The organism is Mesorhizobium sp. M0018, assembly GCF_040323955.1.
Classification (GTDB): domain Bacteria; phylum Pseudomonadota; class Alphaproteobacteria; order Rhizobiales; family Rhizobiaceae; genus Mesorhizobium.
In genome coordinates this window covers 110,157-134,386 of the sequence record NZ_JAMYVL010000010.1, presented here as the reverse complement: position 1 = coordinate 134,386, position 24,230 = coordinate 110,157, and the positions used below count along the sequence as shown (strand labels likewise).

General features: G+C 63.0%; 26 protein-coding genes. 16 read left to right on the top strand and 10 right to left on the bottom strand.

Annotated features, from left to right (window positions below; genetic code table 11):
* Positions 1–8: 8 nt before the first annotated feature.
* On the bottom strand, positions 9–1,631 hold the full coding sequence (locus NKJ81_RS16340; RefSeq protein ID WP_352541028.1) for an FAD-binding protein: 1,623 nt from the start codon (positions 1,629–1,631) through the stop codon (positions 9–11).
* 118 nt (positions 1,632–1,749) lie between these two features.
* Here NKJ81_RS16340 and NKJ81_RS16335 point away from each other — a divergent pair, with 118 nt between their 5' ends.
* On the top strand, positions 1,750–2,244 hold the full coding sequence (locus NKJ81_RS16335) for a YegJ family protein (RefSeq protein ID WP_352469768.1): 495 nt from the start codon (positions 1,750–1,752) through the stop codon (positions 2,242–2,244).
* A 15-nt stretch (positions 2,245–2,259) separates the two neighbouring features.
* Here NKJ81_RS16335 and NKJ81_RS16330 read toward each other — a convergent pair whose 3' ends face one another.
* Together NKJ81_RS16330 and NKJ81_RS16325 are read right to left on the bottom strand one after the other, a co-directional pair.
* Positions 2,260–3,231, bottom strand: coding sequence for a hypothetical protein (locus NKJ81_RS16330; protein WP_352541027.1), 972 nt, complete (start codon positions 3,229–3,231; stop codon positions 2,260–2,262).
* Positions 3,232–3,303: 72 nt separating this feature from the next.
* Entirely contained in the window at positions 3,304–4,344 is a 1,041-nt protein-coding gene (locus NKJ81_RS16325) for a CapA family protein (protein WP_352541026.1), read from the bottom strand.
* A 143-nt stretch (positions 4,345–4,487) separates the two neighbouring features.
* Here NKJ81_RS16325 and NKJ81_RS16320 point away from each other — a divergent pair, with 143 nt between their 5' ends.
* The 6 genes from NKJ81_RS16320 to NKJ81_RS16295 all read left to right on the top strand — a co-directional run bounded on the left by NKJ81_RS16320 (position 4,488) and on the right by NKJ81_RS16295 (position 12,372).
* A complete protein-coding gene (locus NKJ81_RS16320; RefSeq protein ID WP_352541025.1) occupies positions 4,488–5,741 on the top strand; it encodes a hypothetical protein in 1,254 nt (417 codons plus the stop codon).
* 114 nt (positions 5,742–5,855) lie between these two features.
* Positions 5,856–9,146, top strand: a complete 3,291-nt coding sequence (uvrB, locus tag NKJ81_RS16315) for an excinuclease ABC subunit UvrB (protein WP_352541024.1) — start codon at positions 5,856–5,858, stop codon at positions 9,144–9,146.
* A 431-nt stretch (positions 9,147–9,577) separates the two neighbouring features.
* Complete coding sequence (locus NKJ81_RS16310) at positions 9,578–11,107, top strand: ABC-F family ATP-binding cassette domain-containing protein (RefSeq protein ID WP_352541023.1); 1,530 nt, start codon at positions 9,578–9,580, stop codon at positions 11,105–11,107.
* 103 nt (positions 11,108–11,210) lie between these two features.
* Positions 11,211–11,384, top strand: coding sequence for a hypothetical protein (locus NKJ81_RS16305; RefSeq protein ID WP_023719167.1), 174 nt, complete (start codon positions 11,211–11,213; stop codon positions 11,382–11,384).
* A gap of 128 nt (positions 11,385–11,512) precedes the next feature.
* Positions 11,513–11,941: a VOC family protein gene (locus tag NKJ81_RS16300; protein WP_352541022.1), complete on the top strand. Its 429-nt coding sequence runs from the start codon at positions 11,513–11,515 to the stop codon at positions 11,939–11,941.
* Between the two features lie 77 nt (positions 11,942–12,018).
* Positions 12,019–12,372, top strand: a complete 354-nt coding sequence (locus tag NKJ81_RS16295; RefSeq protein ID WP_023678403.1) for a DUF1428 domain-containing protein — start codon at positions 12,019–12,021, stop codon at positions 12,370–12,372.
* Here NKJ81_RS16295 and NKJ81_RS16290 read toward each other — a convergent pair.
* From NKJ81_RS16290 to NKJ81_RS16280, 3 genes are all read right to left on the bottom strand, one after another.
* Entirely contained in the window at positions 12,359–14,014 is a 1,656-nt protein-coding gene (locus tag NKJ81_RS16290; RefSeq protein ID WP_352541021.1) for a tetratricopeptide repeat-containing sulfotransferase family protein, read from the bottom strand. The two genes, NKJ81_RS16295 and NKJ81_RS16290, sit on opposite strands and share 14 nt — an antisense overlap.
* A gap of 181 nt (positions 14,015–14,195) precedes the next feature.
* Complete coding sequence (locus tag NKJ81_RS16285; RefSeq protein WP_023678405.1) at positions 14,196–14,462, bottom strand: DUF1488 family protein; 267 nt, start codon at positions 14,460–14,462, stop codon at positions 14,196–14,198.
* Positions 14,463–14,472: 10 nt separating this feature from the next.
* Entirely contained in the window at positions 14,473–14,655 is a 183-nt protein-coding gene (locus NKJ81_RS16280; protein ID WP_023678406.1) for a hypothetical protein, read from the bottom strand.
* A gap of 368 nt (positions 14,656–15,023) precedes the next feature.
* Between NKJ81_RS16280 and NKJ81_RS16275 the strand changes: the two genes are divergently transcribed.
* Together NKJ81_RS16275 and NKJ81_RS16270 are read left to right on the top strand one after the other, a co-directional pair.
* Positions 15,024–15,290 carry a hypothetical protein gene (locus NKJ81_RS16275; protein ID WP_352469759.1) on the top strand — a complete coding sequence of 89 codons (267 nt, stop codon included), beginning with the start codon at positions 15,024–15,026 and terminating at the stop codon, positions 15,288–15,290.
* Entirely contained in the window at positions 15,287–15,532 is a 246-nt protein-coding gene (locus tag NKJ81_RS16270) for a hypothetical protein (RefSeq protein ID WP_023678408.1), read from the top strand. The genes NKJ81_RS16275 and NKJ81_RS16270 overlap by 4 nt, the downstream gene beginning before the upstream one ends.
* A 136-nt stretch (positions 15,533–15,668) precedes the next feature.
* Here the strand turns inward: NKJ81_RS16270 and NKJ81_RS16265 are convergent, their stop codons facing one another.
* Positions 15,669–16,070: a Kazal-type serine protease inhibitor family protein gene (locus NKJ81_RS16265; protein WP_023678409.1), complete on the bottom strand. Its 402-nt coding sequence runs from the start codon at positions 16,068–16,070 to the stop codon at positions 15,669–15,671.
* Positions 16,071–16,560: 490 nt separating this feature from the next.
* On the opposite strand from NKJ81_RS16265, the gene NKJ81_RS16260 reads away from it, so the two are divergent.
* The 3 genes from NKJ81_RS16260 (at position 16,561) to NKJ81_RS16250 (ending at position 17,814) form a co-directional block, all read left to right on the top strand.
* The gene (locus tag NKJ81_RS16260) at positions 16,561–16,773 is read left to right on the top strand and encodes a cold-shock protein (RefSeq protein ID WP_006202520.1); all 213 of its coding nucleotides are present in this window, start codon (positions 16,561–16,563) and stop codon (positions 16,771–16,773) included.
* A 227-nt stretch (positions 16,774–17,000) separates the two neighbouring features.
* On the top strand, positions 17,001–17,213 hold the full coding sequence (locus tag NKJ81_RS16255) for a cold-shock protein (RefSeq protein WP_006202521.1): 213 nt from the start codon (positions 17,001–17,003) through the stop codon (positions 17,211–17,213).
* Between the two features lie 190 nt (positions 17,214–17,403).
* Positions 17,404–17,814 (top strand): BA14K family protein, encoded by a 411-nt coding sequence (locus NKJ81_RS16250; RefSeq protein ID WP_023678410.1) that lies wholly within the window; start codon positions 17,404–17,406, stop codon positions 17,812–17,814.
* A 69-nt stretch (positions 17,815–17,883) separates the two neighbouring features.
* Here the strand turns inward: NKJ81_RS16250 and NKJ81_RS16245 are convergent, their stop codons facing one another.
* The 3 genes from NKJ81_RS16245 to NKJ81_RS16235 form a co-directional block, all read right to left on the bottom strand.
* Positions 17,884–18,525, bottom strand: a complete 642-nt coding sequence (locus tag NKJ81_RS16245; RefSeq protein WP_352450491.1) for an MBL fold metallo-hydrolase — start codon at positions 18,523–18,525, stop codon at positions 17,884–17,886.
* Between the two features lie 176 nt (positions 18,526–18,701).
* Positions 18,702–19,013 carry a hypothetical protein gene (locus NKJ81_RS16240; protein WP_352450492.1) on the bottom strand — a complete coding sequence of 104 codons (312 nt, stop codon included), beginning with the start codon at positions 19,011–19,013 and terminating at the stop codon, positions 18,702–18,704.
* 145 nt (positions 19,014–19,158) lie between these two features.
* Positions 19,159–20,052 carry a branched-chain amino acid aminotransferase gene (locus NKJ81_RS16235; RefSeq protein ID WP_352450493.1) on the bottom strand — a complete coding sequence of 298 codons (894 nt, stop codon included), beginning with the start codon at positions 20,050–20,052 and terminating at the stop codon, positions 19,159–19,161.
* 249 nt (positions 20,053–20,301) lie between these two features.
* On the opposite strand from NKJ81_RS16235, the gene NKJ81_RS16230 reads away from it, so the two are divergent.
* From NKJ81_RS16230 to NKJ81_RS16215, 4 genes are all read left to right on the top strand, one after another.
* Complete coding sequence (locus NKJ81_RS16230; protein WP_352456926.1) at positions 20,302–20,829, top strand: MarR family winged helix-turn-helix transcriptional regulator; 528 nt, start codon at positions 20,302–20,304, stop codon at positions 20,827–20,829.
* Positions 20,816–21,535 carry a response regulator gene (locus NKJ81_RS16225; protein WP_023678415.1) on the top strand — a complete coding sequence of 240 codons (720 nt, stop codon included), beginning with the start codon at positions 20,816–20,818 and terminating at the stop codon, positions 21,533–21,535. The genes NKJ81_RS16230 and NKJ81_RS16225 overlap by 14 nt, the downstream gene beginning before the upstream one ends.
* A gap of 50 nt (positions 21,536–21,585) precedes the next feature.
* Complete coding sequence (locus NKJ81_RS16220) at positions 21,586–23,001, top strand: ATP-binding protein (RefSeq protein WP_352541020.1); 1,416 nt, start codon at positions 21,586–21,588, stop codon at positions 22,999–23,001.
* Positions 23,002–23,207: 206 nt separating this feature from the next.
* Positions 23,208–24,230, top strand: coding sequence for a glycosyltransferase family 4 protein (locus NKJ81_RS16215; RefSeq protein WP_352541019.1), 1,023 nt, complete (start codon positions 23,208–23,210; stop codon positions 24,228–24,230).

Genomic DNA, 24,230 nt, shown 5'->3' with positions numbered 1-24,230 from the left:
CCGCCGCTTCAGGCCGTGCCGATCAGTGCCTTGACGGCGCGATAAAAAATCGACGAAAACAGCTCGCCCGGATCGTATTGCAGCTTCTTCGCCAGGAAGGACGGCAGTTCCGGATAGGAGGCAAGCAGCTCCTTGCCTGTGTAGTGGAGCTGGTAGGGCAGGAAAAAACGCCCGCCATGCTTGATCGTCACGTCGATCAGCGCCCTTGTCAGCGCCCGCATCCTGGCATTGCCGTCAGCGTTTGTCGGCTGATTGATGTAGAGCACCAGCGAATAGGCCGGCTCCGGCGCATAATTCAGCGCCACATCCTCCTTGTGGACGATGCGTACCGACGCGTTGAGCACCGGCAGGGTCTGGTTGCGCAGGATCTCGCGCGCTTCGGCGATGAACGGGTTATAGGCCGCCCGCGGGATGAAATACTCGTGCAGGATGTCGGTCTCATCGAGCAGACCGTTGAACAGATAGGGCACTGAATCGTGCATCGGATGGTTGCGCGTGACGAGGCAGGCCTCGCCCTCGCCCATTGCCGTCGTCCGCGCCACCGTGCAGCTCTCGAATTGCGGCTCCAGCGTCTTTTCGGTGAACCATTTCAGCTCCTGGAACAGGCTGCCCCATTTCGCCAGGTTGATGATCACCCGCTTGAGCCCGACCGAACCCGGTTCACCGATTGCCGGCTGGTCGGCCGGCGGCTGGTCGGCGACCTTGTCATAGCGGTAGACGATCATATCCTCGAGGAAATTGCCCGGCGCAGTCGACAGATGCCCATAAAACAGACCGATCGCCCTGTTTGGCTCCAGAACCTCGGCGAAGAACGTCGGGAAATCGTCCGATTTTATGATCTCGCGCGAGGTCCGGTAGACGGCGTTGTCGACGATGTCGAGTGTCGCCTCCAGCACCACGCCGAACAGGCCGTAGCCGCCGACGACGTGGCGGAACAGCTCGGTATTTTCGGCCGGTGAGCAGGTCGTCACCGAACCGTCCGCCAGCATCACCCGCATCGATCGGATCGAACCGGCGACCGAGCCGGCCTGGTGGTCCATGCCATGCGCGTTGACCGACAGCGAGCCGCCGACCGAAAAGATGTCGGTCGACTGCATCGCCTTCACCGCGAAGTGCGGGTGCAAAAGGTTCTGGATGTCGTGCCAGCGCGCGCCCGGCTGCAAGGTCATCGTCTTTGCAGCCGGGTCGATACTGACCTTGTTGAATTTACGCATGTCGAGGACCAGCGCGTTGTCGTCGAAGGCGTGGCCGCCCATCGAATGGCGCACCGCCGCGACCGAGACCTTCAGGCCATTGGCGCGGGCAAAGGCCAGCGCGCTCGCGATGTGGTCTTCCTTGCTGACTTCGATAACGCCGTAGACCGGTGTCATCGACAGGCCGCTGGCATCGTTGATGTTGCCGCCCTTGGTCAGCCATGGCAGCGCCGGATCGTAGGCTGGCGGGCCCTCCAGCGGCTTCTGCGCCAGGTCGATTCCGTCAATGTCGGCGATGCGCCCGGAATTCTTCTGCCCCGACGGACCGCGCGCCAGCCGCGCCACGGTCGTGCCGCCCCAGAGCATCGCGCCTCCGACCACGGTCGTACCCAGCAGCAGCCGCCGCGACAGGCGAAACCCCTTGCGTTCTTCGACCATAGCCCCACCCCACTGCCCCAGGAATAGCGCCTGATGGAGACAAAAACCAGTTGCCAATCAGACGTTCGGCGAACGATGATCCGGTTTGCCTGGCGAAAATGTCGAAAGCAGTCGCATCATGAAGCTTGCAGCCCGTATCGCGCTTGCCCTGTTGCTTGCGTTTGCTCCGGCATCAGCCGACGCGCAGACTCCTGGTCAAGGCGACGACAAGGTCGTCAGCGTAGCTGGCGACGATCCGGAGATGGCGGCCGCTATCGAGCAGGCGCGTGCCAGCCTCGACGACTTCCTGGTATTGGCCGACGCACCGCCATCCGGAACGGCCGACTTCCAATTGAAAGTCGTGGTCAGGGACGGGGACGCCACTGAACATTTCTGGGTCTTTCCCTTCCACCGGACGGCGGCCGGATTTGCAGGAACCTTGGACAACGAGCCGCAGACCGTGCACAACGTCGTGGCAGGCCAGGAGATCGAATTCAGCCGGGACGATATTTCCGACTGGGGCTACATGAAGAACGGCCGCCGGGTGGGAAGTTTCACTGTCTGCGTTCTCTTCAAAAAAATGTCGAAGGAAGACGCCGACTATTATCGCCAAAACTATGGCTTCGATTGCTGACGGCTGAATTCTAGTTCAACCGGCTTCTACATCCTTCACGCCGATCTTGCGGACCAGTGCCGCGGTCGCCAGGATCGTGGCCATGTCGGCGATCATCGGCGCAACATGCTTGGCATAGTCGAGCGGCACAGAGATGTCCGGCAGTTCGAAGAAGTTCTTCGTCTGCGGAAGCAGCAGAAAGCCGTCGCTGCCGTTGAGCGCGACGCGTGCCGGTTCCTTCGGCCATGTTTCGCCAAGCCATTCGAGCGCCTGCGCCAGCCGGCCGGTCACCAGCGGCCGCGCCGCTTCGATGTTGTCGGTGTGGAACTCGTAGGCGGCGTCGAGTTCGGGTAGGCCGCATGACAATTGTTCCGTCTTGCTGCCGAACATGCCTCGGAAGAAACCTACCACCATATTGGCACGGCGCGCCGCCACCAAGATTCCCGGGAACGGCGCAATGGTGTCGAACGCGATAATGACGCCCTTGAACGCCTGAGATGTGGTCTTGCCGTTCCTCTCCAGCAGCGTCACCTCGTAGAGCTCGAACGCAAAGCCTTCATACCGACCGGAGACGACGTCCTCGAAATACGAACGGTTGAACACGCCAATCGTCTCGCGCGGCAGCCGATCGAAGGAGTTCGGCGTTACGCCATGCTGATAGCGCACGTCCTGGATGAAGCCGAAGACGATCGGCAGCAAACTGTTGCGGAACGTCTGCTGCAATTTGCGCGCTGGCCTGATCGCCTGGAGATAGAGCAGGATCGCCGCCAGGAACCCGCCGATATAGAGGAACACATGCGGGGTCGAGAACCACTGCTCGTTGGGGTCGGCAACCCCGTTGAAGAGCCAGGCCACCAGCGCCACGAAGACAACCACCGATCCGATGAAAAGTGGCACCCGCCAGCGCGTCCGGCGATAGGCCGAAGCCCTTTGCGCCTCGTAGGCCTCGATGTCCTTCCTGAGGCCGGCGATCACCGCTTTGCTCGGCATGAAATCCGCAGTTTCCATCACCCACCCGCCCCACAAGCCCGCCCGCGTTGGGCATGATAGCCGGTTTGGTGGACCGCGTCAGCGCAGCTGTCAGCGCCCGGCACCGAAGATCGCATCGAGGCGGGCCAGAACCCTTTGCCTGGATTTTCCCGCCAGCGTTTCAACCGGCATCAGCCGCTCGTGATCGCCGGCGCGCAGCCGCATGAAGGCATGCAGCCGGTAGGCGGCGATGGCCCCGCGCGTGCCGGGATCGTCGCTGATGTCGACGACGAGAATGGCGCCGATGCGGCCGGGCCATGGCTGGCGCGCGAAGGCGGTGCCGATGAAATCGCCGAGCCCATAGGCGACGAGCGTCTTGCCGATCCGCTCGATCGGCTGCACGACATGGGCATGATGCCCGGCGATCAGGCCGACGCCATGTTCGGCCAGAAGTCGCGCCATTGCCCGCGTCTTCGCACGTGGAAAATGCCGGAATTCCCAATCCCAATGCGGCACCGCGCAGAGGAGGTCGACACCCGAAACGGCAGCGTGCGGCCATTGCGTCGGATCGGCTTGCATCGAGACTCGGCCCGCCAACTGAGCCTCGTCGGTATTGCGCCACAAGGTAAAGGCGGCAAGGCCTATGGTCAGCGAACCAACCGCAAACCGCTCGACCGGAGCCGCACTGCCGATCGTGCGGATGCCTAATTGCTCCAGCGCGGCGACGGTCTCGTCGAAGCCGGCAATACCCTGGTCGAGCACATGGTTGTTGGCCAGCGACAGCACCAGTTTTTCACGCGAAATGCCGGCGGCGGCCAGCGCCTCGGCAAGGAACCGCTCGCTCATCGCGTGGTGCGTGCCGAGCCTGGTGCCCCAAACAGCGCTCGGCCGCTCCACCACCGGGCTTTCGCAATTGCCGACCACCAGATCGGCCGAGGCAAGCAGTGCCGCAATCGCCGGATCGCAGTCTGGCGCGCTGCGATTGGCCACCGCCGAGATATCGCCGACGAAAGCCAACCGCACCACCCGTGCCGGCGGCGGCTCGATCAGAGTCGCTGCCGCAGGCGCAAAGCCGCGCGCGTCGCCGTCGAGCGAAGGCCGGAGGAAGCGTGGCAGCCAGGACAGTTTATAGGAAAGCGGATAGTTCGACACGCGACGTCCAATCGTTTGCCTTGTGTAGACCGTCCGCCGGATTGATTGAAGCGTCGACTGTTGTGGGTGAACCACAGGGCCACAGGCGCAGCGAACCAAATGCGTGTATGATCCACTGCGGAGCGACAAAAGGGGCGATCACGATGAAGCGTTTTTCCAGGCTGGTGGCGTGCGCCATCATTCTTCTCCTGCCGCTGGCTTTACCCAGCGCCGCGGCTCCCGAAGCGGCGGCCCTGTTCGAGGCAAAAATCGTAGCCGAACGCGACAGCGCTCTTGCCGCTCTGGAAGCCGCCGCGCCAGGCGATCCGGCAGCCGCCTACGCCGCCGGCGCCGGCGAATTCTTCACCGCGCTGGAGATCCTGGCCGGCGGTCTGCACCGCCACGGTTTCGACAGCCCGCAATCCTTCATGCTGCCGCTGATGCGGCTGCCGGTGCCGGACAATGCCAATCCCGAGCCGCTGACCTACGAACAATTCCGCGCCATTCTCGTCGCCTTCCGCGACCGGCTGGAGAAATCCGCAGCCAGGCTGGGTTCGGTACCCGCCGACGCCGACATCGGCATGGTCATCGACCTCACCCGCCTCGGCATCGACCTCAACGAGGACGGCACGATCGCGCCGGACGAAAGCGCCGCGGCGATCATGGCATCTCTGTCACGCGGCGGCGGTGCGGCAGACGCGGCCGCACCAGCCCTCACCTTCCGCTTCGACCGCGCCGACGGCTATTGGCTGCAGGGCTATGCCGAGTTCCTGATGGCGCAGGCCGACTTCTGGCTGGCGCATGATTTCAGAAACACGTTCGACGGCTCCTTCCACATGCTGTTCCCGCGCGCAAAACTGCCGCTGCAGGATACGCTCGTGCCGCTGGACGGTGGCACGAATGGCGGCATCCTGACGTCCGAATGGCGCCTAGCCGATTTCATCTCCCTGGTGCATCTCATTAACTGGCAAGTGGTCGAGCCTGAGCGCCGGCAAGCGGCACGCCGCCATCTCATGGAAATGATCCGGCTGTCGCGCGAGGACTGGAAAGCCATCCGCGCCGAGACCGACAATGACCGTGAATGGCTGCCCGGCCCGCAGCAGAAAGGCGCCAGCCCGCTCACCGGCCTCGAAGTCGGCGAGCAGCAGGTGCAGGCCTGGCTCGCCGCCCTTGATATGGCCGAGGATCTGCTGGAAGGCCGCACCTTGCTGCCGCATTTCCGCATCGCCGACAAAGGCATCAACATGAAGCGCTTCTTCGACGAGCCGAAGCCCTTCGACCTGGTGCTGTCGATCACCGGCCCGGCCATCGCGCCCTATCTCGAGCGCGGCAAGACTCTCACCAGCGAGGAGTTCAACCAGATCCAGCGCCAGTTCGGCGGCGCCGGGTTTCTGACGTTCGCGCTTTGGTTTAATTGAGCGGCGCACTTCGACGTTGCTCCTGACAGCCTGCTGTCAGCAGCCAAATTGCGCGCGGCACCCTTCACCACTCCGCTCTTTCCATTTTGGCCGATACCTCCCATATTCGGGGCCATGGCCAGACTCTCCGACAAGAAAACGCCGCCGCCGGCGAATGACGAGCGCGCTTCGCCGCCCAAGCGGCGCAGTCCGCTGACCGATTTCCTCGATGCGTCGGAGCCCCTGTACAAGGGCGGCTTTGCCGAGGCGCCGCAGACCGAGTTCACCGGCGCCCCGCTGACCGGCTCGATCGCCGACTGGGCCGAGCAGATAGAGCAGGAAGCCGAGAAGGAAGGGCGCCAAATCTCCCCCCTCGAGGGGGAGATGTCGCCGAAGGCGACAGAGGGGGTCGCCGGAGGCAGCGCGGGACGCAAAGGAACGTCGAGTACTGCCGCACCGACCCCACCCGGCGGCTCCGCCGCCACCCTCCCCTCGAGGGGGAGGGAAGGCGCCAAGTCTGCCAAGAAAATCCCCGAGCGCTCCTCTTCCCCCGGCCGTACGGCACGCGGTACCTCGATGGGCGGCGCGGCTTCGGCGCGGGAGCGCACTGCGGCCGGTCTCAACCCTGTCGCTGGCCTCGATGTCTCCCTGGAAGAAGCCGAGACCATGGCTTCCGGCGGCGTCACCGCCACCGTCGCGGCGCTGTCGGCGCTGATCGAATCCGGCAATCCGCTGCACAAGGACGGCGTGCTGTGGACGCCGCACCGTCCCGCCCGGCCGGAAAAATCCGAAGGCGGCATCGCCATCAGGATGGTCTCGGATTTCGAGCCCGCCGGCGACCAGCCGACCGCGATCAAGGATCTCGTCGAGGGCGTCAACAGCAACGACCGCACCCAGGTTCTGCTCGGCGTCACGGGCTCGGGCAAGACCTTCACCATGGCCAAGGTGATCGAGGAGACGCAGCGCCCCGCTCTGATCCTGGCGCCCAACAAGACGTTGGCCGCGCAGCTCTACTCCGAGTTCAAGAAATTCTTCCCGGAAAACGCCGTCGAGTATTTCGTCAGCTACTACGACTACTACCAGCCTGAGGCCTATGTGCCCCGGACCGACACCTACATCGAGAAGGAATCCTCGATCAACGAGCAGATCGACCGCATGCGCCATTCGGCGACGCGTTCGCTGCTTGAGCGCGACGACGTCATCATCGTCGCCTCGGTGTCCTGCATCTACGGTATCGGCTCGGTCGAGACCTATACGGCGATGACCTTCCAGATGCAGATCGGCGACCGGCTCGACCAGCGCGCGTTGCTCGCCGACCTCGTCGCCCAGCAATACAAGCGCCAGGACATCAACTTCGTCCGCGGCTCGTTCCGGGTGCGCGGCGACACGATCGAGATCTTCCCGGCCCACCTCGAGGACCGCGCCTGGCGCATCTCGCTGTTCGGCGACGAGATCGAGGCGATCACCGAGTTCGATCCGCTGACCGGCCAGAAGACCGGCGAGCTGAAGAGCGTCAAGATCTACGCCAATTCGCACTATGTCACACCGCGCCCGACCTTGAATCAAGCCATCAAGTCGATCAAGGAAGAACTGAAGTATCGCCTGCAAGAGCTTGAAAAGGCTGGCCGCCTGCTTGAGGCGCAGCGGCTTGAGCAGCGCACCCGCTTCGACCTGGAGATGCTTGAGGCGACCGGGTCCTGCGCCGGCATCGAGAATTACTCGCGCTATCTGACCGGCCGCAAGCCGGGCGATCCGCCGCCGACCTTGTTCGAATACATCCCCGACGATGCGCTGGTCTTCATCGACGAAAGCCATGTCACCATACCGCAGATCGGCGGCATGTATCGCGGCGACTTTCGTCGCAAGGCAACGCTGGCCGAGTATGGTTTCCGCCTGCCGTCCTGCATGGACAACCGGCCGCTGCGCTTCGAGGAATGGGACGCCATGCGCCCGCTCTCCGTCGCGGTTTCGGCGACGCCCGGCGCCTGGGAGATGGAACAGTCCGGCGGCGTCTTCGCCGAACAGGTTATCCGCCCGACCGGCCTCATCGACCCGCCGGTCGAAGTGCGCCCGGCCAAGACGCAGGTCGACGACGTCGTCGGCGAAATCCGCGAGACCACCAAGGCGGGCTACCGCACGCTGGTCACCGTGCTGACCAAACGCATGGCCGAGGACCTGACCGAGTACCTGCACGAGCAGGGCATTCGCGTGCGCTACATGCACTCCGACATCGACACGCTGGAGCGTATCGAGATCCTGCGCGACCTGCGCCTCGGCGCCTTCGACGTGCTGGTCGGCATCAACCTGCTGCGCGAAGGCCTCGACATTCCCGAATGCGGCTTCGTCGCCATTCTCGACGCCGACAAGGAAGGCTTCCTGCGCTCCGAGACATCGCTGATCCAGACGATCGGCCGCGCCGCCAGAAACGTCGACGGCAAGGTCATCCTCTATGCCGACCAGATCACCGGCTCGATGGAGCGGGCAATGGCCGAGACCAACCGCCGTCGCGAAAAGCAGATGGAGTGGAACGCGGCCAACGGCATCACCCCGGAATCGGTCAAGTCGCGCATTTCGGACATCCTGGACTCGGTCTACGAAAAAGATCATGTCCGCGCCGATATCTCGCAGTTCACCGACAGCGCCGGCGCCATGATGGGCAACAATCTGAAAGCGCATCTCGACGCCCTGGACAAGCAGATGCGCGATGCCGCCGCCAATCTCGATTTCGAGAAGGCAGCCCGTATCCGCGACGAGATCAAGCGGCTGCGCGAGATGGAGCTGTCCATCTCCGACGATCCGCTGGCCAAATATGCCGACATGGAAAGCCCGGTCTCGGGCCGCGAAAAGGGCAAGCACAACAAGGGCGTGGCCAAACACCGTACATCGGAGGAACAGGAGCGTTTCCGCAAGCTCGACGAGGCACGTTCGGCCGAAGAGGCGGCCCGGCCCAACCTCTTCCGCAAGCCGGCACTCGACGAGATGGGCGCCGACGGCGCCGTGCCGGTGAAGAAGCCGCTGTTTTCGAAGCCCTCGCTCGACGCCATGGGGCCGGGCACGGATATGCCGACCCCGGCCGGCGCAGTGTCGCGTTCGCTGTTCAAGAAGCAGTCGGCCGAAGAGGCGCACGGCTCCGACTTCGGCATCCCGGGCGAACCGACCAAGCCGCTATTCAAGAAGAACTCGCTCGACGAGATGACCGTGCGGCGGACGGAAAAGCCGGTCGAAGGAAAGGTGCCAGCGAAACCACAGCCGATCTCCCCCCGTGTGGGGGAGATGCCCGGCAGGGCAGAGGGGGGCGCGAAGGAACACGGCGATCCGGGTAAACCAATTGTCCGCCAGCGCGCCGGCATCGGCTCCTACGAAGACCCCGCCGACGCCCGCCGCGAAAAGCGCCGTCCCGGCAAGACGGGACGGCCGGGACGCTAGCGAGCTTCCCTTCTCCCCTTGGGGGAGAAGGTGGATCGGCGCGCAGCGCCGAGACGGTTGAGGGGTCCTGGACGGATCGCCGTCGGTGCCAAGCTGGAGCACCCCTCATCCGATCGCTTCGCGGCCACCTTCTCCCACAAGTGGAGAAGGGGGAGCCTAGCCACTTGCCATCGGCCCTACCCTTGGTGTAGCCAGTTTCTACAACTCGAACGTCTTGAAAGGAGGGCTGCGTGTTATTTTCTCACCACCGTCAGCGCGGCCCTGTCTCTGCCCTGCGAGCTAGCTTGCAGGGCTGACCAGGGACGGTCCGGGTTTTTCCCCGCTTCGATTTTTTGGTCTGCCCTTCGTGGTGCGCAATGCCGAGCCTAATGGCTGGCACGTGCACCGTCAAAGTGCATGAGCCGGGCTCCGGCAAGACCAGAGAAATCAAAATGGCCCTGATCAGCCTCAAATCCCTCGGCGTCACCCTGAATGCGCCGCTGTTTTCCAACCTCGACCTCACCATCGGCACCGGCGACCGGCTCGGCATCGTTGCCGCCAATGGCCGCGGCAAGTCGACCTTGCTCAAATGCCTGACCGGCGAGATGGAACCGACCTCCGGCGACATCACACGCACGCGCGGCCTGCGCGTCGGCTATGTCGAGCAAGTCGTCCCCGCAGCCTTGGCCGGGCGTAGCTTTCATGAGGTGGTGGCCGACGCCTTGCCGGCCGAGCAGGCCGAAAGCGAGCAATGGCGCGTTGACGTGGTTCTCGACTCGCTCGACGTGCCGCAGCCGATGCGAGCGCGGCCGATGCGTGCCTTGAGCGGCGGCTGGCAAAGGCTGGCGCTGATCGCCCGCGTCTGGGTCACCGACCCCGACGTCCTGCTTCTCGACGAGCCGACCAATCACCTCGATCTCGGCAAGATCAGCCAGGTCGAGACCTGGCTGAACGCGCTGCCACGTGAGGTGCCGCTGGTGATTGCCAGCCACGACCGCGCTTTTCTCGATGCTACGACCAACCGGACGCTGTTCCTGCGCCCCGAACAGTCGCCGGTATTCTCGCTGCCCTATTCACGAGCCAGGGACGCATTGAGCGAAGTCGATGCCTCGACCGAGCGCAAATTCCAGCGCGACATGAAAGTGGCGCAGCAGCTGCGCCGGCAGGCCGCCAAGCTCAACAATATCGGCATCAATTCCGGCAGCGACCTTTTGACGGTCAAGACCAAGCAGCTCAACCAGCGGGCAGAGCGTCTGGAAGAAGCGGCAGCGCCGGCACACCGCGAAAGATCGGCGGGCGCGATCAAGCTCGCCAATCGCGGCAGCCATGCCAAGGTACTGATCACGCTCGACGATTTGGTGGTCGGAACACCTGACGGCACGGTTCTGTTCAGCACCGGCAAGCGCCACATCTGCCAAGGCGACCGCATCGTCCTGCTCGGCCGTAACGGCGTCGGCAAGTCACGGCTGATCGGCCTGATCCGGAACGCCATCGTCGAGCCGGAAACGGCGGCGCGAAGCCTGAAGGTGCCGCCGTCGACGGTGCTCGGCTATAGCGACCAGGCATTGTCGGGCATCGGCGGCGACGACACGCCGCTGGCGATGCTCTCGCGCAGATTCGATGTCGGCGAGCAGCGCGCCCGCTCGCTGCTGGCGGGCGCCGGCGTCAGCATCGACATGCAGGAGCGCAGGATCGGCGTGCTGTCGGGCGGACAGAAGGCGCGGCTGATGATGCTGGCGCTGAGGCTCGCCAATCCCAATTTCTATTTACTCGACGAGCCGACCAATCATCTCGATATCGATGGTCAGGAAGCACTGGAAGCGGAATTGCTGGAACATCAGGCGAGCTGCCTGCTTGCCTCGCACGACCGCTCCTTCATCCGCGCGGTTGGCAACCGCTTCTGGCTGATCGAGAAACGGCGATTGACCGAGATCGACAGCCCGGAGGAGTTCTTCCGGGAGGTTGCCGAAGCCGGCGGCTGAAGGCTTGCGGAAAAAAATTCCGGCGCCTGTCGGATTATGATCGCATGCCACGTCCTTGGGTTGCCGACACGGTGATGCCGGCGCCAATCGAGGAGAAAGCATCATGTCTATTCTGTCATCCATAGGTCACGCCGTGACGCGTTACTCGGCGGCTCGCGCCCGCTATCGCAGCGAACGCGCCATCCTTTCATTGCCGATCGAGCTGCGCAAAGATATTGGCTGGCCGGAAATCGTCGTCGACGCGCAAAACAGCCCGCGGATTCGCATCGAAGGTTGAAAGGTGGCAGTTGGCCGTCGCGGCAGGCGCCATTTCGAATCCAAAAAACCATCGGCCGTGTAGGATCGTCGCCGTTCCGTTCGTCCTGTGGTTCGCAAAGGCAAACCAGACGCAAAGAGGAGCATGACATGAATGACCAGCCGCAGACCCAGCCCGCCGCCAAAGTGCTTGGCGGATTGACGCCCTACCTTCAGTTGGATGGCGCTTTCAAAGCCGCCGAATTTTACCGAAAGGCCTTCGGTGCCGAGCAGGTCTTTGCCTATCCGCCGGACGAACAGGGCCGTACCATGCATATCCATCTCCACATCAACGGTTCGACCCTGATGCTTTCCGACTTCTATCCCGAGCATGGAATGGCCGCTGTGAAGCCGCAGGGCTACACCATGCAGCTCCATCTCGGCAGCGACGACATCGACGCCTGGTGGCAGCGGGCCATCGAGGCGGGCTGCGAGGAAGTCGTGCCGTTGCAAGTGATGTTCTGGGGTGATCGCTGGGGCAATATGCGTGATCCGTTCGGCGTCGAATGGGCAATGAACGCACCGGTGAAAGCAGCTTAGCATTCCACACAGGCTGTGTCTGAAATCACCTCTCCCGCTCCAGAGGGAGAGGAAAACGATCGCATGGAGGAAATCAGATGTCCTATGTCGACGGTTTCGTACTTGCCGTACCGAAGGCAAAGCTCGATGCTTACAAGAAGCTGGCGGAAACCGGCGGCGCCGTCTGGAAGGAGCACGGTGCTCTTGCCTACGTCGAATGCGTCGGCGACGACGTCCCTTATGGCGAGCTCACCTCGTTCCCGCGCGCCGTACAGGCCAAGGACGACGAGGTCGTCATCTTCTCATGGGTGGTCTACGAATCGCGCCAGAGCCGCGACGCGGTGATGGCCAAGGTGATGGCCGACCCGCGCCTCAAGTCGGACTGGGAGACCATGCCATTCGACGGCAAGCGCATGATCTTTGGCGGTTTTCAGCCCTTCATCGAGCTGTAGGCGCCCCTCGATCAAGTTTGTCGTGCAGCGGCTTCAGCCGGTCGCCATAGCGCTTCCACAGGTCGACCGAGCCCTGATACATCGGCTGGCGCACTTGCGCAGCCGACGCCGTTCGCACCGGCCGGTCGGTCTCGTGGAACGACAGCACGGCGTCGTCCCACGGCAGGCCGAGATGGGCGATCAGCGCCCGCGACCGGCCTTCCTGGTCGGCGACGAAATCCTCGTAGCGAACGTCGTGCACGACATCAGGCAGCACGGCATGCCAGTGCGCCATGATGTCGGTGTACAGATTGTGGAAATCGGCGAGCTCGTCGAGATCGTAGCCGTAGCGATGGCTGTCGCCGCGGAAGTGCACCTTGTAGATCGACAGGCAGGTCGCCGCCGCATCGCGCGCGCAATGGATGATCTTGGCCCGCGGCAGCATCATGTGGATGAAACCGACCAACAGGAAATTGCCGGGCATCTTGTCGGTGACGTGTCGAGAACCCGGATAGCGGGCGTGCAGCATGTCGAGATAGGCCTGGCCGGCCTCGGCATAGGCCTTGTCGGGCATGTCGGCGATGCCCCAGGGAAAGCCGCCCTTCATGCTGAGCGGAAACTGCTTGCCGACCGCCGTCTTCAATATGCTGAGCTCGCCGGCGCCATAGACCTGCGGATGGCTGGCGATGATCTGCTCGACCAGCGTGGTGCCGGAACGCGGCATGCCGACGACGAAGATCGGCGTGTCCTCGGCTATCTCGCTCGGCTTGTGCCTTTCAAAAAAGGCCTTGTCGAACACCGCCTTCATCGCCTCGAACTCGCCGCGCGTCTTGCCGGCGTCGTAGTCGATGCCCTGGCGGCGGATCGCGTTGCCTTCGGCGAAATAGTCGAAGGCGCGGCCATACTCCCTGAGGTCGTCATTGGCCTTGCCGAGACCGAAGGAAAGCTGCATGCGCGCCAGGCTGCCTCGCGGCGCCTTGGCGTGCTCCGCCTCCATGCGGGCAAGCTCGGCGTCGCGCTCCTTTTGGCGCTTGACCTGGGTAAGCATCAGCCAGGCCCTCGCCATGCCGGGGTCCACAGCCAGCGCCTGCCTGAAAAGATCCGCAGCCTCGTCGAGATTGCCCTTTTCCATCAGCCCGACACCCAGGCCGTGCAAAAGATCGGCATCCTTCGGCCGGATCGTCAGCGCCTCGCGAAAAACAGCCAGTGCCTCATCCAGCCGGCCCGCTTCCTGCAGCGTTTCGGCAAGCCCGACGCGGGCGCGGACATGGAACGGGTTACGGCCCATCGTGCCGCGATAAATATCCTCGGCGCCTTCGAATTGGCCGAGCTGCCTCAGCGACGAGCCGAGATTGTCACGCGCCGCCAACTGGTCCGGCCGAATCGCCACCACCTTGCGGAAGAGATCGGCGGCGGCCGCGACCCGGCCGAGGTCGCGCAGCACGGTGCCGAGATTGTTGAGGAAATCCGGATTGTTCGGTTGCAGACGCACCGATTGTTCGATCAGCGCCAGCCCCTCAGCGCTGCGCCCGGTCTGGTGCAGCAGAAGCCCGAGGAAATGCGCAGCAGCCGGGTGGTTGGCCTTTTGCGCCAGCACCTGTCGGTAAAGCGCCTCGGCTTCCTGCCGGCGCCCCGCCTGGTGCAACTGCAGCGCTTGCTGCACGTACTGGTCGAGCCCCAGTGGTGGCTGCCCGCCTGAGCCGTAACGTGCGCCTGCCGGTTGTCTCGGATCTCTGTTGATGGGAAACCTGCCGTGTTGTCCGCCTGCCGCGATCTAGGCCATCGCTGCGGCGCGTGCAAGAGCAGAGGCGGTCGCAAGGGAGCGAACCTCGGAACCCACCGAGCTAGCGGAAGTCGGCCGGCGTCAGCACATACATGTTCCTGCGGCCGTGCGAGTAGGCTTGGCGCGCAATCTCGTGGATCGACGAACGCTTGGCGTCGAAGGCGCTGAGAAATTCGGCCTCGGCTCCGCTTGCAGCCGGGTTTGCCGCCGAAAGTGCCGCGACCTCGACAAAGAACGGGACTTCGAGCATGCCGTCATGGCCGACGAAACGAATGCGCTTGGCCGCCGCGTCATAGGAGCGGCTGGGATTGGGAAAATTGAGCGTCATGGCTTGCGCGTCAAATCAGGCGGTTGCTTTCGGCAAGCTGGCGCGCCCGCCGCGCCGTGCCGTCGGTGTCGGCAATCCTTCGCCTTGCCGCCTCGTCGCTTCTTATCGTGAGACGCGGCGACAAGACCTTTATCGGCTTTGCGACAGGACTGACTGCAACTGTCGGGACATCCGGTGTTCTTGCGGAGTTCATGACTCTCTTCCTTCCATTGCTAGATAAATACAAATGCCGGAGGAATTTTTTCGGAAGTTCTTCAAATAATTTTCGAGGTGCTCCGGGACCGTATCATCGTTCTGCGGATAACTATAGAAAAGTAATTTGACGTTGGTAGGGGTAAGAGGCCGAAAACTTCTTGAATAAGTCGTATTTTCAGACTAGAGGTATGAAACCGTTTGGGTCATGCTTGGCCCCGCGGTGTCAGGGATTCTCGGCCCGCCAAACTTATCCAAATCGCCGACACCTGGTACCGCAATGCAGGCTCCGCTTCCGGGGCAGGCCGGAAAGAAACTTCAAGGCACGAGAACTTCAAGGCACAAGCGAGAACTTCGAGGCGCACAAGAATGTCTGCTCGCACCACCCATTCCATAGCGCATTTCGCGGCACCGTTCGTGCTTGGCGGGCTGGATGGCATGCAGCCGGCCGGCGACTATGACATCGACCACGACGAAGAACTGATCGACGGCATGTCCTGGCCTGCCTGGCGCCGCGTCGCCACTTTCATCCATCTGCCGGCAAGGACAGTGAAAAGCGCGACCAGCCAGCTTGTCGCCATTGACCATGCCGAGCTCGACGCAGCGCTTCGGCACGACCAGGAGAATGTCACATGATCCGCTTCCAGCAGAATGCGCGGCGCACGGACACGCCGGCGCATATCTTCACCGTCGGCCAGACCGTCCGCATGAAGAGCCGCACCGGCCTTGCCCAAAAGACCGCGGAGCTGTTCCAGATCAAGAGCCGGCTGCCGGTCAAGGACGGCTCGCCGCAATATCGCATCCGCAGCGATCAGGAGACCTATGAGCGGGTCACCACGGAAGACAATCTCGAACCGGTCGACAACCCGGCCAACTGAGCCGACGCGCCGCAACGCTGCTTCACATGCTGATGATGCCGCAGATCCGCGTCGCCTGCGCATCTTCAAGGGAACGGCGCTGAGCTGTACGCCGGCCCCAGATGGTGCTTATCCGGCCAGGCTGTAGGTCGGTGCGCTAGCAGGGCCCGTCATCGACGACGCGATAGTCCGCCGCGCGGGCTTCGCATTCGTTGGGGAATGTGCGCAGTTCGCCATGGCGACGGGCACAGACGGGGCGGTATTCGCGGGTGCAGAATGTCTGCTCCTCACCGCCACCACCACCGCCGCGGCACTCGCCCTCGCGAATGATGCGGTATCCGGCCCGTTCGGCAAGGCAGGCATTGGCGAAGGTCTGGCGGTCGCCGCCGCGCCGGGCGCAGACCGGGTCATATTGCCTGGTGCAGAATTGCGGCCCCGGCCGTGGCGGGCGCGGCCCCGGCCCCTCATCATCCACCACGACGGTGCAGGCTGCGAGAATTGCCGACAGGAACAGGATGGAAAAAACCTGCCGCGGAAAGATTGCCGCAAGAAACCGCATGAATGTTCCCTCCCTCGAAACTCCTGCCTGCACAAATGGTGCCTGGGTCAGGCCGATCCTCGTCATTCCGCCGCCAGATGCAACCCCTGTTTGCAACTGGCGAGCCAGGGCGGTATGCCGGCGCAAGCCAAGACAGCACCTGCCCCGCTTGCTGGACCATGCCTGGGTGAAGTCTGGCCGATGACCGCGCAGAGAACCGGGACTATCGGTGCGATGCGTCGGGATGCGCCTGTTGGGGCCGCCCGCGGCTGTGTCTTGCAAGCATCACGTTTCCGTGCGATAAATTTTGTGTTCGGGCATTTGCGACCCGGAGAGCGGAACGTTTTGGACGACCTTTCCCCGATACTGTGAATCTCTGACAGCCCCGTTTTCGGCGGGGGTTTTTACCATGCGCCAATGCATGACTGCCGAAGCAACCACCGGGACTTGCCCACGGCGCCAGGCGGCGGGCGGAACCACCAAGACTGACACGGGTGAAGGAGTTTCCCCAATGGCCCAGACCGGCACCGTTAAATTCTTCAACGCTACCAAAGGCTTCGGCTTCATCACGCCCGATGGCGGCGCCAAGGATGTGTTCGTCCACATCTCGGCGATCGAGGCTTCCGGGCTGCGCACGCTCGTCGACGGTCAGAAGGTCACCTTCGATGTCGAGCCCGACCGCATGGGCAAGGGTCCGAAAGCGGTCAATCTCCGCGCCGCCTGAACGGCGGCGTGCTGCGCGTCCTTTCGGGGTGTGAGGATGCTGCAAGGCTTTGGTGTGACGTGAGTTTTATGAAGGCGCGGCGGTTTTCGTCGCGCCTTTTGTGTTCCGGGGATGCTTGCCGGCACCCGCAAAACTTTCTCTTGCCGATGGCACTAAAATAAAGGACAAATTTCCGTCCGGGCATTTGCCGGCCCGAGACTGGACTTGTGGGATCAAAGGAGCTTCCCATGCCGCAGACCGGCACCGTCAAATTCTTCAATCACGCCAAGGGCTTCGGCTTCATCACGCCGGACGACGGGGCAAAGGATGTCTTCGTCCATATTTCGGCCGTGCAGGCGTCGGGTCTTCCCGGTCTCGAGGATGGGCAGAAAGTGACATTCGACACCGAGCCGGACAAGCGCGGCAAGGGTCCGAAAGCCGTCAACCTGTCGATCGGCTGAACCACCCCGGGCAGAATGGACGTGGGCCGGTCTGGCCTGCGGTGTTTGCCGCACGCTTGAACCGCCCAGTTAGATGAACCGCCTGGCCAAATTTCGTTCAGCCCCCGTTCAGCCACGGTCGCATATTAATCTTCGTTAAAGCCGGACCGCATCCCCCGAAACGACCCGGGCCGGCACGAAGGAGACTGACATGAACCGAATTTTCAAGACTGCCATCCTGTCCGCCGCGGTCGTTGCGACCACGCTTGCGACCTTGCCCGCGGCCAATGCCGACGAATGGCGCCATCACCGCCGCCACCACGGCCACGGCGACGCCGTTGCGGCCGGCGTGCTCGGCCTTGCGGCCGGTGCCCTGATCGGCGGTGCGCTCGCCAGCCCGCAGCCCCGCTATTACGACCCGGCCTATGATGATGAATACTACAGGCCTGCCCCGGTGCGCCGTTATTACGTGCAGCCGCGAGTGGCCTATGCCGAAAGCTATGCGGAGCCGTGGACCCGCGGCTGGTACGAATACTGCTCGGACCGCTACCGGAGCTTCAACGCCCGTACCGGCACGTTCACCGGCTATGACGGCGAACAGCATTTCTGCACCGCCAATTAGCGGAGGCAGTTTCCCGTCGGAAAAAAGCGCGGTCGCACAGGCCGCGCTTTTTGTTTCCGGCAAGCGGTTTCAGACCAGAAAAGGATTGCTCCGCCGCTCCTCACCAAAACGGCCGCCGGGACCATGGCCGCAGATAAAGCCGATGTCGTCGCCCAACGGCAAAAGCTTCTCCTTGATCGAGGCGATCAGCGCGGCGTGGTTGCCGCCCGGCAGATCGGTGCGGCCGACCGAACCGCGGAACAGCACGTCGCCGACATGGGCGAACTTCGCAGCCCGGCTATAGTAGACGACGTGGCCGGGTGCATGGCCCGGACAATGGAGCACCTCGAACACGTGCGAGCCGAACGAAACGGTCTCGCCTTCGGCAAGGAACCGGTCGGGGACACAGTTGCGCACGGGATCGGTGATGCCGTAGCGCTTTGCCTGGTTCTCGAGATTGGCGAGCAGCGGCCGGTCGGCGGCATGCGGACCGATGATCTCGATACCGAGCGCCTCCTTCAACTCCATGGCCCCGCCGGCATGATCGATATGGCCGTGCGTAATCCAGATCGCGCCGGCAGTGATCGCATTGTCCTCGAGCGCCGCCAGCACCTTGTCGATGTCGCCGCCCGGATCGACGACAACGCCTTGCCTGTCGTCCATGTCGAAGAGGATGGTGCAGTTCTGCTGGAACGGCGTGACCGGCACGATGCCGGCGTTGAGCTGACCCATATTCGTCCTTTCACGCTGTCGGAGCGCTGCGCGTCCCCTCGAACGCGTCAGGAGAGCTCCAACCTTGAACCAGGCCCTGATGTAGAGACACACGCGAACGGCGTCCACCGCTCCCACAAACGGCAAACGAAATGGGCGGCCGAAGCCGCCCATTTGAAAACCTGAAACGTCAAAGCTTATTTCTTCATCGCGTTCATGACCGCACCGATGATGCCGGTCAGGATGGCGCCGCCGCCGGCACCGCCAACGATATTTGAAATGTTCAACGCGCTGCCGGCCCCTGCCGCCGTGGCGGCGGCTGCCGGATCGACCGAGCCACCCAGCAGACTGTTGAGGATGGCCGCACCGCCGACGCCGCCGACAGCGCCGCCCAGGATTTTGGTAAGCTGCCCCATCGCCGCAGTCTTGATAGCCGCGCCAACCGCCTGACCACCGATGATACCCGTAATCACCTGAATAATGATCGGAAGAAGCGTGTTCATATCCATATTTCCAGTCCCTCCATAGCTGCCAGCCTCCCGGGCCGACCCCATCATGAGACGCCGAATTGTGTGAAAGTCAAATGCAGAAGCGCTTAAATAAAAGGGGCGGCCCGAAAACCGCCCTTACTAGTTAAAAAAGCTGTGACTTTCGTTATTCTGCAGCGATTGCGTGCTTGGGCTGAACGGCCGCAGAATAGTCATTCATCAGCGTCTTGGCGATTTCGCCGACCTCGAATCGGTATGGACCGATCTCCGAAACAGGCGTCACCTCGGCTGCCGTCCCGGTGAGGAAGCACTGCTGGAAGCCTTCAAGCTCATCCGGCATGATGGCGCGCTCGATCACCTCCAAACCGCGGTCCTTGGCAAGGCCGATAACCGTGCGGCGGGTGATGCCGTCGAGGAAGCAATCAGGCTTGGGCGTATGGATCTTGCCGTCCTTGACGAAGAAGATGTTGGCGCCTGTCGCTTCCGCCACCTGGCCACGCCAGTCGAGCATCATGGCGTCGGCATAGCCCTTGGCCTCGGCGGCATGCTTGGACATGGTGCAGATCATGTAGAGGCCGGCCGCCTTCGATTTCGACGGTGCGGTGCGCGGGTCGGGGCGGCGCCATTCGGCCATGTCGAGGCGGATCCCCTTGAGCTTCTGCGCCGGGTCGAAATAGCTTGGCCACTGCCAGATGGCGATGGCGCAGTTGATCCGACTGTTCTGTGCGGAAACGCCCATCTGTTCGCTGCCGCGCCACGCGATCGGCCGGACATAGGCGTCCTGGAAACCTTGCTTCTTCAACAGCGTGCGGCAGGCGTCGTCGATCTCGGCGACCGAGTAGGGTATCTTGAAGCCAAGCAGGCGCGCCGATTCATGCAGGCGTTCGGTGTGGTCGGTCAGCTTGAAAATTTCGCCCCCATAAGCGCGCTCGCCCTCGAATACCGCGCTGGCGTAGTGCAGCCCGTGGGTCAAGACGTGGATCTTGGCGTCGGCCCATTTGACGAATTCGCCGTTCATCCAGATAAAGCCGTCCAGTTGGTCGAAGGGAACGGATGCCATGGTAACCTCCCGCGGGCGGCAGCCCGCACATCATTGTGTCGTTGCGTGTTTCGCCTCGGCCGCTGCGGGCGGCCATTGTCTCAAAGCGTAGGCGGATATTTAAGGTCTGGCAAACTCAGGAAGTTCCGGAAAAAACGGCTTCGCTTGCCTTTTCGTTCGCAATCCGCCGAAAAGCTTGCCAAAAATTACCATCGCGCGGAAAATACGTCAATAGTGCTGACATAATTTCCTGCTTCACACGGAGAAAAGATGACGAGCCACGCAGCCGCAGAGCCGATCAGGACAGCGATCACCGACGAGGACGGCATTGATTTCGCCATCATCGAGTTGTTCTTCTTCGCCTATCGCGACTTTACCTCCGATCCGGACCAGATCCTGGCCGATTACGGTTTTGGCCGCGCCCATCATCGGGTGTTGCATTTTGTCAATCGCCGGCCCGGCCTGACGGTCGCCGAGCTCCTCGATGTGCTCAAGATCACCAAGCAGAGCCTGGCGCGCGTGCTCAAGCAACTGATCGACACCGACCATATCGTGCAATTGCAGGGCCCCCGCGACCGCCGCCAGCGCGAGCTTTATCCGACGGCCAAGGGCCGTGCTCTGGCGCTGGCACTGGCGCGGCCACAGTCGCGCCGCATCCATGCTGCATTGGAAGATTCCGGAGCCACCGAACGCGCCGTTATCGAACGGTTCCTTGAAGCGATGGTAAATCCGGAACTAAGGGCGCAGATCGACATTGTGCCCGCAAAGATGTCAGGGAAAAACCATGGAGACCATTGAGAGGGTTGATCATCCGACAGCACCGGAAGACGACGCGCCGCATCTGCTGGTGGTCGACGACGACACCCGTATCCGCAATCTTCTGAAACAGTATCTGACCGAAAACGGTTTTCGCGTCACCGTCGCCGGAAATTCCGGCGAGGCGAGGCGCAAGCTCGCCGGCCTCGACTTCGATCTGATCGTGCTCGACGTCATGATGCCGGGTGAAAGCGGCGTCGATCTCACCAAGGCGCTGCGGGCCGAGAAAAACGTGCCGATCCTGATGCTCACCGCACTGTCCGAAACCGACAGCCGGATCACCGGGCTCGAGGCCGGTGCCGACGACTATCTGCCTAAACCGTTCGACCCGCGCGAGCTGATCCTGCGCATCAACAATATCCTGCGCCGCGGCGGCCCCGCGACGACGCCCAAGGTCGAACAGCTGGTCTTTGGCCCCTATACGTTCCAGATCGCCAGGCGTGAGCTGAAGCGCGGCGGCGAGGCGCTCAAGCTGACCGACCGCGAGCAGGAAATCCTGGCGATCTTCGCTGCGCGTGCCGGCGAAACGATACCGCGGCATGAGCTTGTCGGCGATGAATCCGAGGTCGGCGAGCGCACGATCGACGTCCAGATCAACCGGCTGCGCCGCAAGATCGAACGCGATCCGTCCAATCCGGTCTGGCTGCAGACCGTGCGCGGTATTGGGTATCGGCTCAGCGTGGAATAGAATGCCGCCGACAGCGGCCCTTTGCCGGGTCCCGGTGAGCGAAAGGACGAATGGCGACCACGCAACTCGAACGGCCGGGAGATGGCGGCTTCAGCGCCCGCGCGACGCGGGCGCTCAAGGCCGTGCCGCGCGCCTGGAACCGTTTCTGGCGCCTGGTGTCGCTTTACATGCCGAAGCGGCTCTATGCCCGCTCGCTGATCATCGTCATCGCGCCAATGATCATGCTGCAGTCGGTCGTCGCCTTTGTCTTCATGGAGCGCCACTGGCAGACCGTGACGCAACGCCTGTCGCAGGCCACGGTGCGCGACATCGCCGCCATCATCGACCTGATAGAGACCTATCCGCATGACGCCGACTACGCCAACGTCATCCGCATCGCCCAGGATCGCATGCAGCTGAAGGTCGACCTCCTCCCGCCCGACCCGCTGCCGCCTCCCGGGCCAAAGCCGTTCTTCTCGATCCTCGACGAGATCCTTTCGTCCGAGATCACCCGCCAGATCAACCGTCCGTTCTGGATCGATACGGTCGGCAATTCCAATATCGTCGAGGTCCGCGTCCAGCTCGAGAACAAGGTGCTGCGCGTCTTCGTGCGCCGCAGCCAGGCCTATGCATCGAACACCCATATTTTCCTGATCTGGATGGTCGGCACCTCGCTGGTGCTGCTGATGATAGCCATTCCCTTCCTGCGCAACCAGATCCGGCCGATTCTGACGCTGGCCGAGGCGGCCGAGAGCTTCGGCAAGGGCCGGCCGATGCCGCGCGATTTTCGCCCGCGCGGCGCGGAGGAAGTCCGCCGCGCCGGCTTTGCCTTCATCCAGATGCGCGAACGCATCGAACGCCAGCTCGAGCAGCGCACCGCCATGCTGAGCGGCGTCAGCCACGATCTGAGGACCATCCTCACCCGCTTCAAGCTGCAATTGGCGCTTGCCGGGACCAAGGCGGCCGATACCCAGGCACTCGATCAGGACATCGACGACATGCAGTCGATGCTGGAAGGCTACCTTGCCTTTGCACGCGGCGAAGCTTCGGAAGATGCCGGTCAGTTCGATCTCGAAGCCTTCTTCGACAAGCTTCGCGAGGAAGCCGCGCTGCGCAAGCGCAAGCTGTCGACCGTGCTTGTCGGCGATCCGCATGTGCACGTGCGCCCCAATGCCTTTGCGCGGCTGCTGTCCAACGTCGTCGGCAATGCATTCCGCTATGCCAAGACGGTGGAGATCAATGCCAATCATGGGCGCGGTTCGCTGCTCGTCACCATCGACGATGACGGCCCGGGAATTCCGCCCGAAAAGCGAGAGGATGTATTCAAGCCGTTCGTGCGGCTGGACGAGGCCCGCAACCTCGACGCCAGCGGCACCGGCCTTGGCCTCTCCATCGCACGAGACATTGCCCGCAGCCATGGCGGCGACATTGTCCTCGAACGCAGCCCGCTCGGCGGCCTTCGGGCGGTGATCAAGGTCCCCGCTTGACGGCAGCGACACCCGGGCCTTCATCGGCCCGTCATGAAACCATGGTGAAGAGCGCCAATGAAGCGCGCGATCCTGATTGATTCGGCCCTGCGGCCTCATTTCGACCCCGCGCCTGCCCAGGTGCGCTGGTGCGACGCCCGAGCTGCGGCGTGGTCGCCGCTCAGGCGTCGCGGCGAGGCAATCAAGCTTGCCGCCAAGGGACCGCCATGCGCATCCTGATGGTCACCGACGCCTGGCGCCCGCAAGTCAACGGCGTCGTCCACACGCTGGAGCGTCTCTCGGAGACCCTGAAATCCTTCGATATCGAGACGGACTTCCTGACGCCGAATATCTTTCGCACCCTGCCTCTGCCGACCTATCCCGATATCAGGCTGGCGCTGACGACGCCGCACCGCGTGGCGCAGCTGATCGAGGCACGCAAGGTGGACCACATCCATATCGTCACCGAAGGACCGCTCGGCATTATGGCCCGGCGCTACTGCCGCAACGCCGGCCGCCCGTTCACGACCAGCTATCACACACGTTTTCCGGAATATCTGAGCGCGCGCCTGCCGGTGCCTGAAGCATGGGCCTATCGCTGGCTGCGTGATTTCCACAATTCAGGACAGGGCACGCTGGTTGCCACCCAGTCGCTTGCCGACGATCTTGCGGCCCGCGGCTTCACCAAGCTCCGGCCGTGGACGCGCGGCGTCGACACCGATCATTTTCGGCCGGACAAAAGAAAGGACCTGGGATTTCCCGGACCGATCTTCCTCTGCGTCGGCCGCGTCGCGATCGAAAAGAACCTGCCGGCCTTCCTAGGCCTCGATCTGCCCGGCAGCAAGTTGGTCGTAGGCGAAGGGCCGGAATTGGCGAAGCTGAAGGCCAGATATCCCGATGCCCATTTCCTTGGCCATCGTCCGAACGACGAACTGGCCGAGATCTACGCTTCGGCCGATGTTTTCGTCTTCCCCAGCCGTACCGACACGTTCGGCAACGTCATCATCGAGGCGCTGGCCAGCGGCACGCCGGTCGCAGCCTATCCCGTCACTGGACCGATCGATATTGTGGGTGACGGCATCGGCGGCGCGGTGTCGGACGACCTGCGGCAAGCAGCGCTCGCCGCCCTTCACGTCGACCGCGCCGAGGCGCGGCAACGCGCAATGCGCTACAGCTGGAAGGCCTGCGCGGAAATGTTCATGGAAACGGTCGAAGAAGCGCTGGGTACCACGCGTAAACTGGCTGCGTGA

Bases quoted from the DNA above. Each gene is read 5' to 3' on its own strand.
- NKJ81_RS16265 (WP_023678409.1), bottom strand. From the start codon at position 16,070: ATGCGGTTTCTTGCGGCAATCTTTCCGCGGCAGGTTTTTTCCATCCTG.
- NKJ81_RS16255 (WP_006202521.1), top strand. From the start codon at position 17,001: ATGCCGCAGACCGGCACCGTCAAATTCTTCAATCACGCCAAGGGCTTC.
- NKJ81_RS16305 (WP_023719167.1), top strand. From the start codon at position 11,211: ATGTCTATTCTGTCATCCATAGGTCACGCCGTGACGCGTTACTCGGCG.
- NKJ81_RS16340 (WP_352541028.1), bottom strand. From the start codon at position 1,631: ATGGTCGAAGAACGCAAGGGGTTTCGCCTGTCGCGGCGGCTGCTGCTG.
- NKJ81_RS16285 (WP_023678405.1), bottom strand. From the start codon at position 14,462: ATGACGCTCAATTTTCCCAATCCCAGCCGCTCCTATGACGCGGCGGCC.
- NKJ81_RS16330 (WP_352541027.1), bottom strand. From the start codon at position 3,231: ATGGAAACTGCGGATTTCATGCCGAGCAAAGCGGTGATCGCCGGCCTC.
- NKJ81_RS16230 (WP_352456926.1), top strand. From the start codon at position 20,302: ATGACGAGCCACGCAGCCGCAGAGCCGATCAGGACAGCGATCACCGAC.
- NKJ81_RS16280 (WP_023678406.1), bottom strand. From the start codon at position 14,655: ATGAACTCCGCAAGAACACCGGATGTCCCGACAGTTGCAGTCAGTCCT.
- NKJ81_RS16275 (WP_352469759.1), top strand. From the start codon at position 15,024: ATGTCTGCTCGCACCACCCATTCCATAGCGCATTTCGCGGCACCGTTC.
- NKJ81_RS16240 (WP_352450492.1), bottom strand. From the start codon at position 19,013: ATGGATATGAACACGCTTCTTCCGATCATTATTCAGGTGATTACGGGT.
- NKJ81_RS16260 (WP_006202520.1), top strand. From the start codon at position 16,561: ATGGCCCAGACCGGCACCGTTAAATTCTTCAACGCTACCAAAGGCTTC.
- NKJ81_RS16215 (WP_352541019.1), top strand. From the start codon at position 23,208: ATGCGCATCCTGATGGTCACCGACGCCTGGCGCCCGCAAGTCAACGGC.
- NKJ81_RS16250 (WP_023678410.1), top strand. From the start codon at position 17,404: ATGAACCGAATTTTCAAGACTGCCATCCTGTCCGCCGCGGTCGTTGCG.
- NKJ81_RS16335 (WP_352469768.1), top strand. From the start codon at position 1,750: ATGAAGCTTGCAGCCCGTATCGCGCTTGCCCTGTTGCTTGCGTTTGCT.
- NKJ81_RS16270 (WP_023678408.1), top strand. From the start codon at position 15,287: ATGATCCGCTTCCAGCAGAATGCGCGGCGCACGGACACGCCGGCGCAT.
- NKJ81_RS16220 (WP_352541020.1), top strand. From the start codon at position 21,586: ATGGCGACCACGCAACTCGAACGGCCGGGAGATGGCGGCTTCAGCGCC.
- NKJ81_RS16245 (WP_352450491.1), bottom strand. From the start codon at position 18,525: ATGGGTCAGCTCAACGCCGGCATCGTGCCGGTCACGCCGTTCCAGCAG.
- NKJ81_RS16235 (WP_352450493.1), bottom strand. From the start codon at position 20,052: ATGGCATCCGTTCCCTTCGACCAACTGGACGGCTTTATCTGGATGAAC.
- NKJ81_RS16225 (WP_023678415.1), top strand. From the start codon at position 20,816: ATGGAGACCATTGAGAGGGTTGATCATCCGACAGCACCGGAAGACGAC.
- NKJ81_RS16320 (WP_352541025.1), top strand. From the start codon at position 4,488: ATGAAGCGTTTTTCCAGGCTGGTGGCGTGCGCCATCATTCTTCTCCTG.
- uvrB (WP_352541024.1), top strand. From the start codon at position 5,856: ATGGCCAGACTCTCCGACAAGAAAACGCCGCCGCCGGCGAATGACGAG.
- NKJ81_RS16300 (WP_352541022.1), top strand. From the start codon at position 11,513: ATGAATGACCAGCCGCAGACCCAGCCCGCCGCCAAAGTGCTTGGCGGA.
- NKJ81_RS16310 (WP_352541023.1), top strand. From the start codon at position 9,578: ATGGCCCTGATCAGCCTCAAATCCCTCGGCGTCACCCTGAATGCGCCG.
- NKJ81_RS16295 (WP_023678403.1), top strand. From the start codon at position 12,019: ATGTCCTATGTCGACGGTTTCGTACTTGCCGTACCGAAGGCAAAGCTC.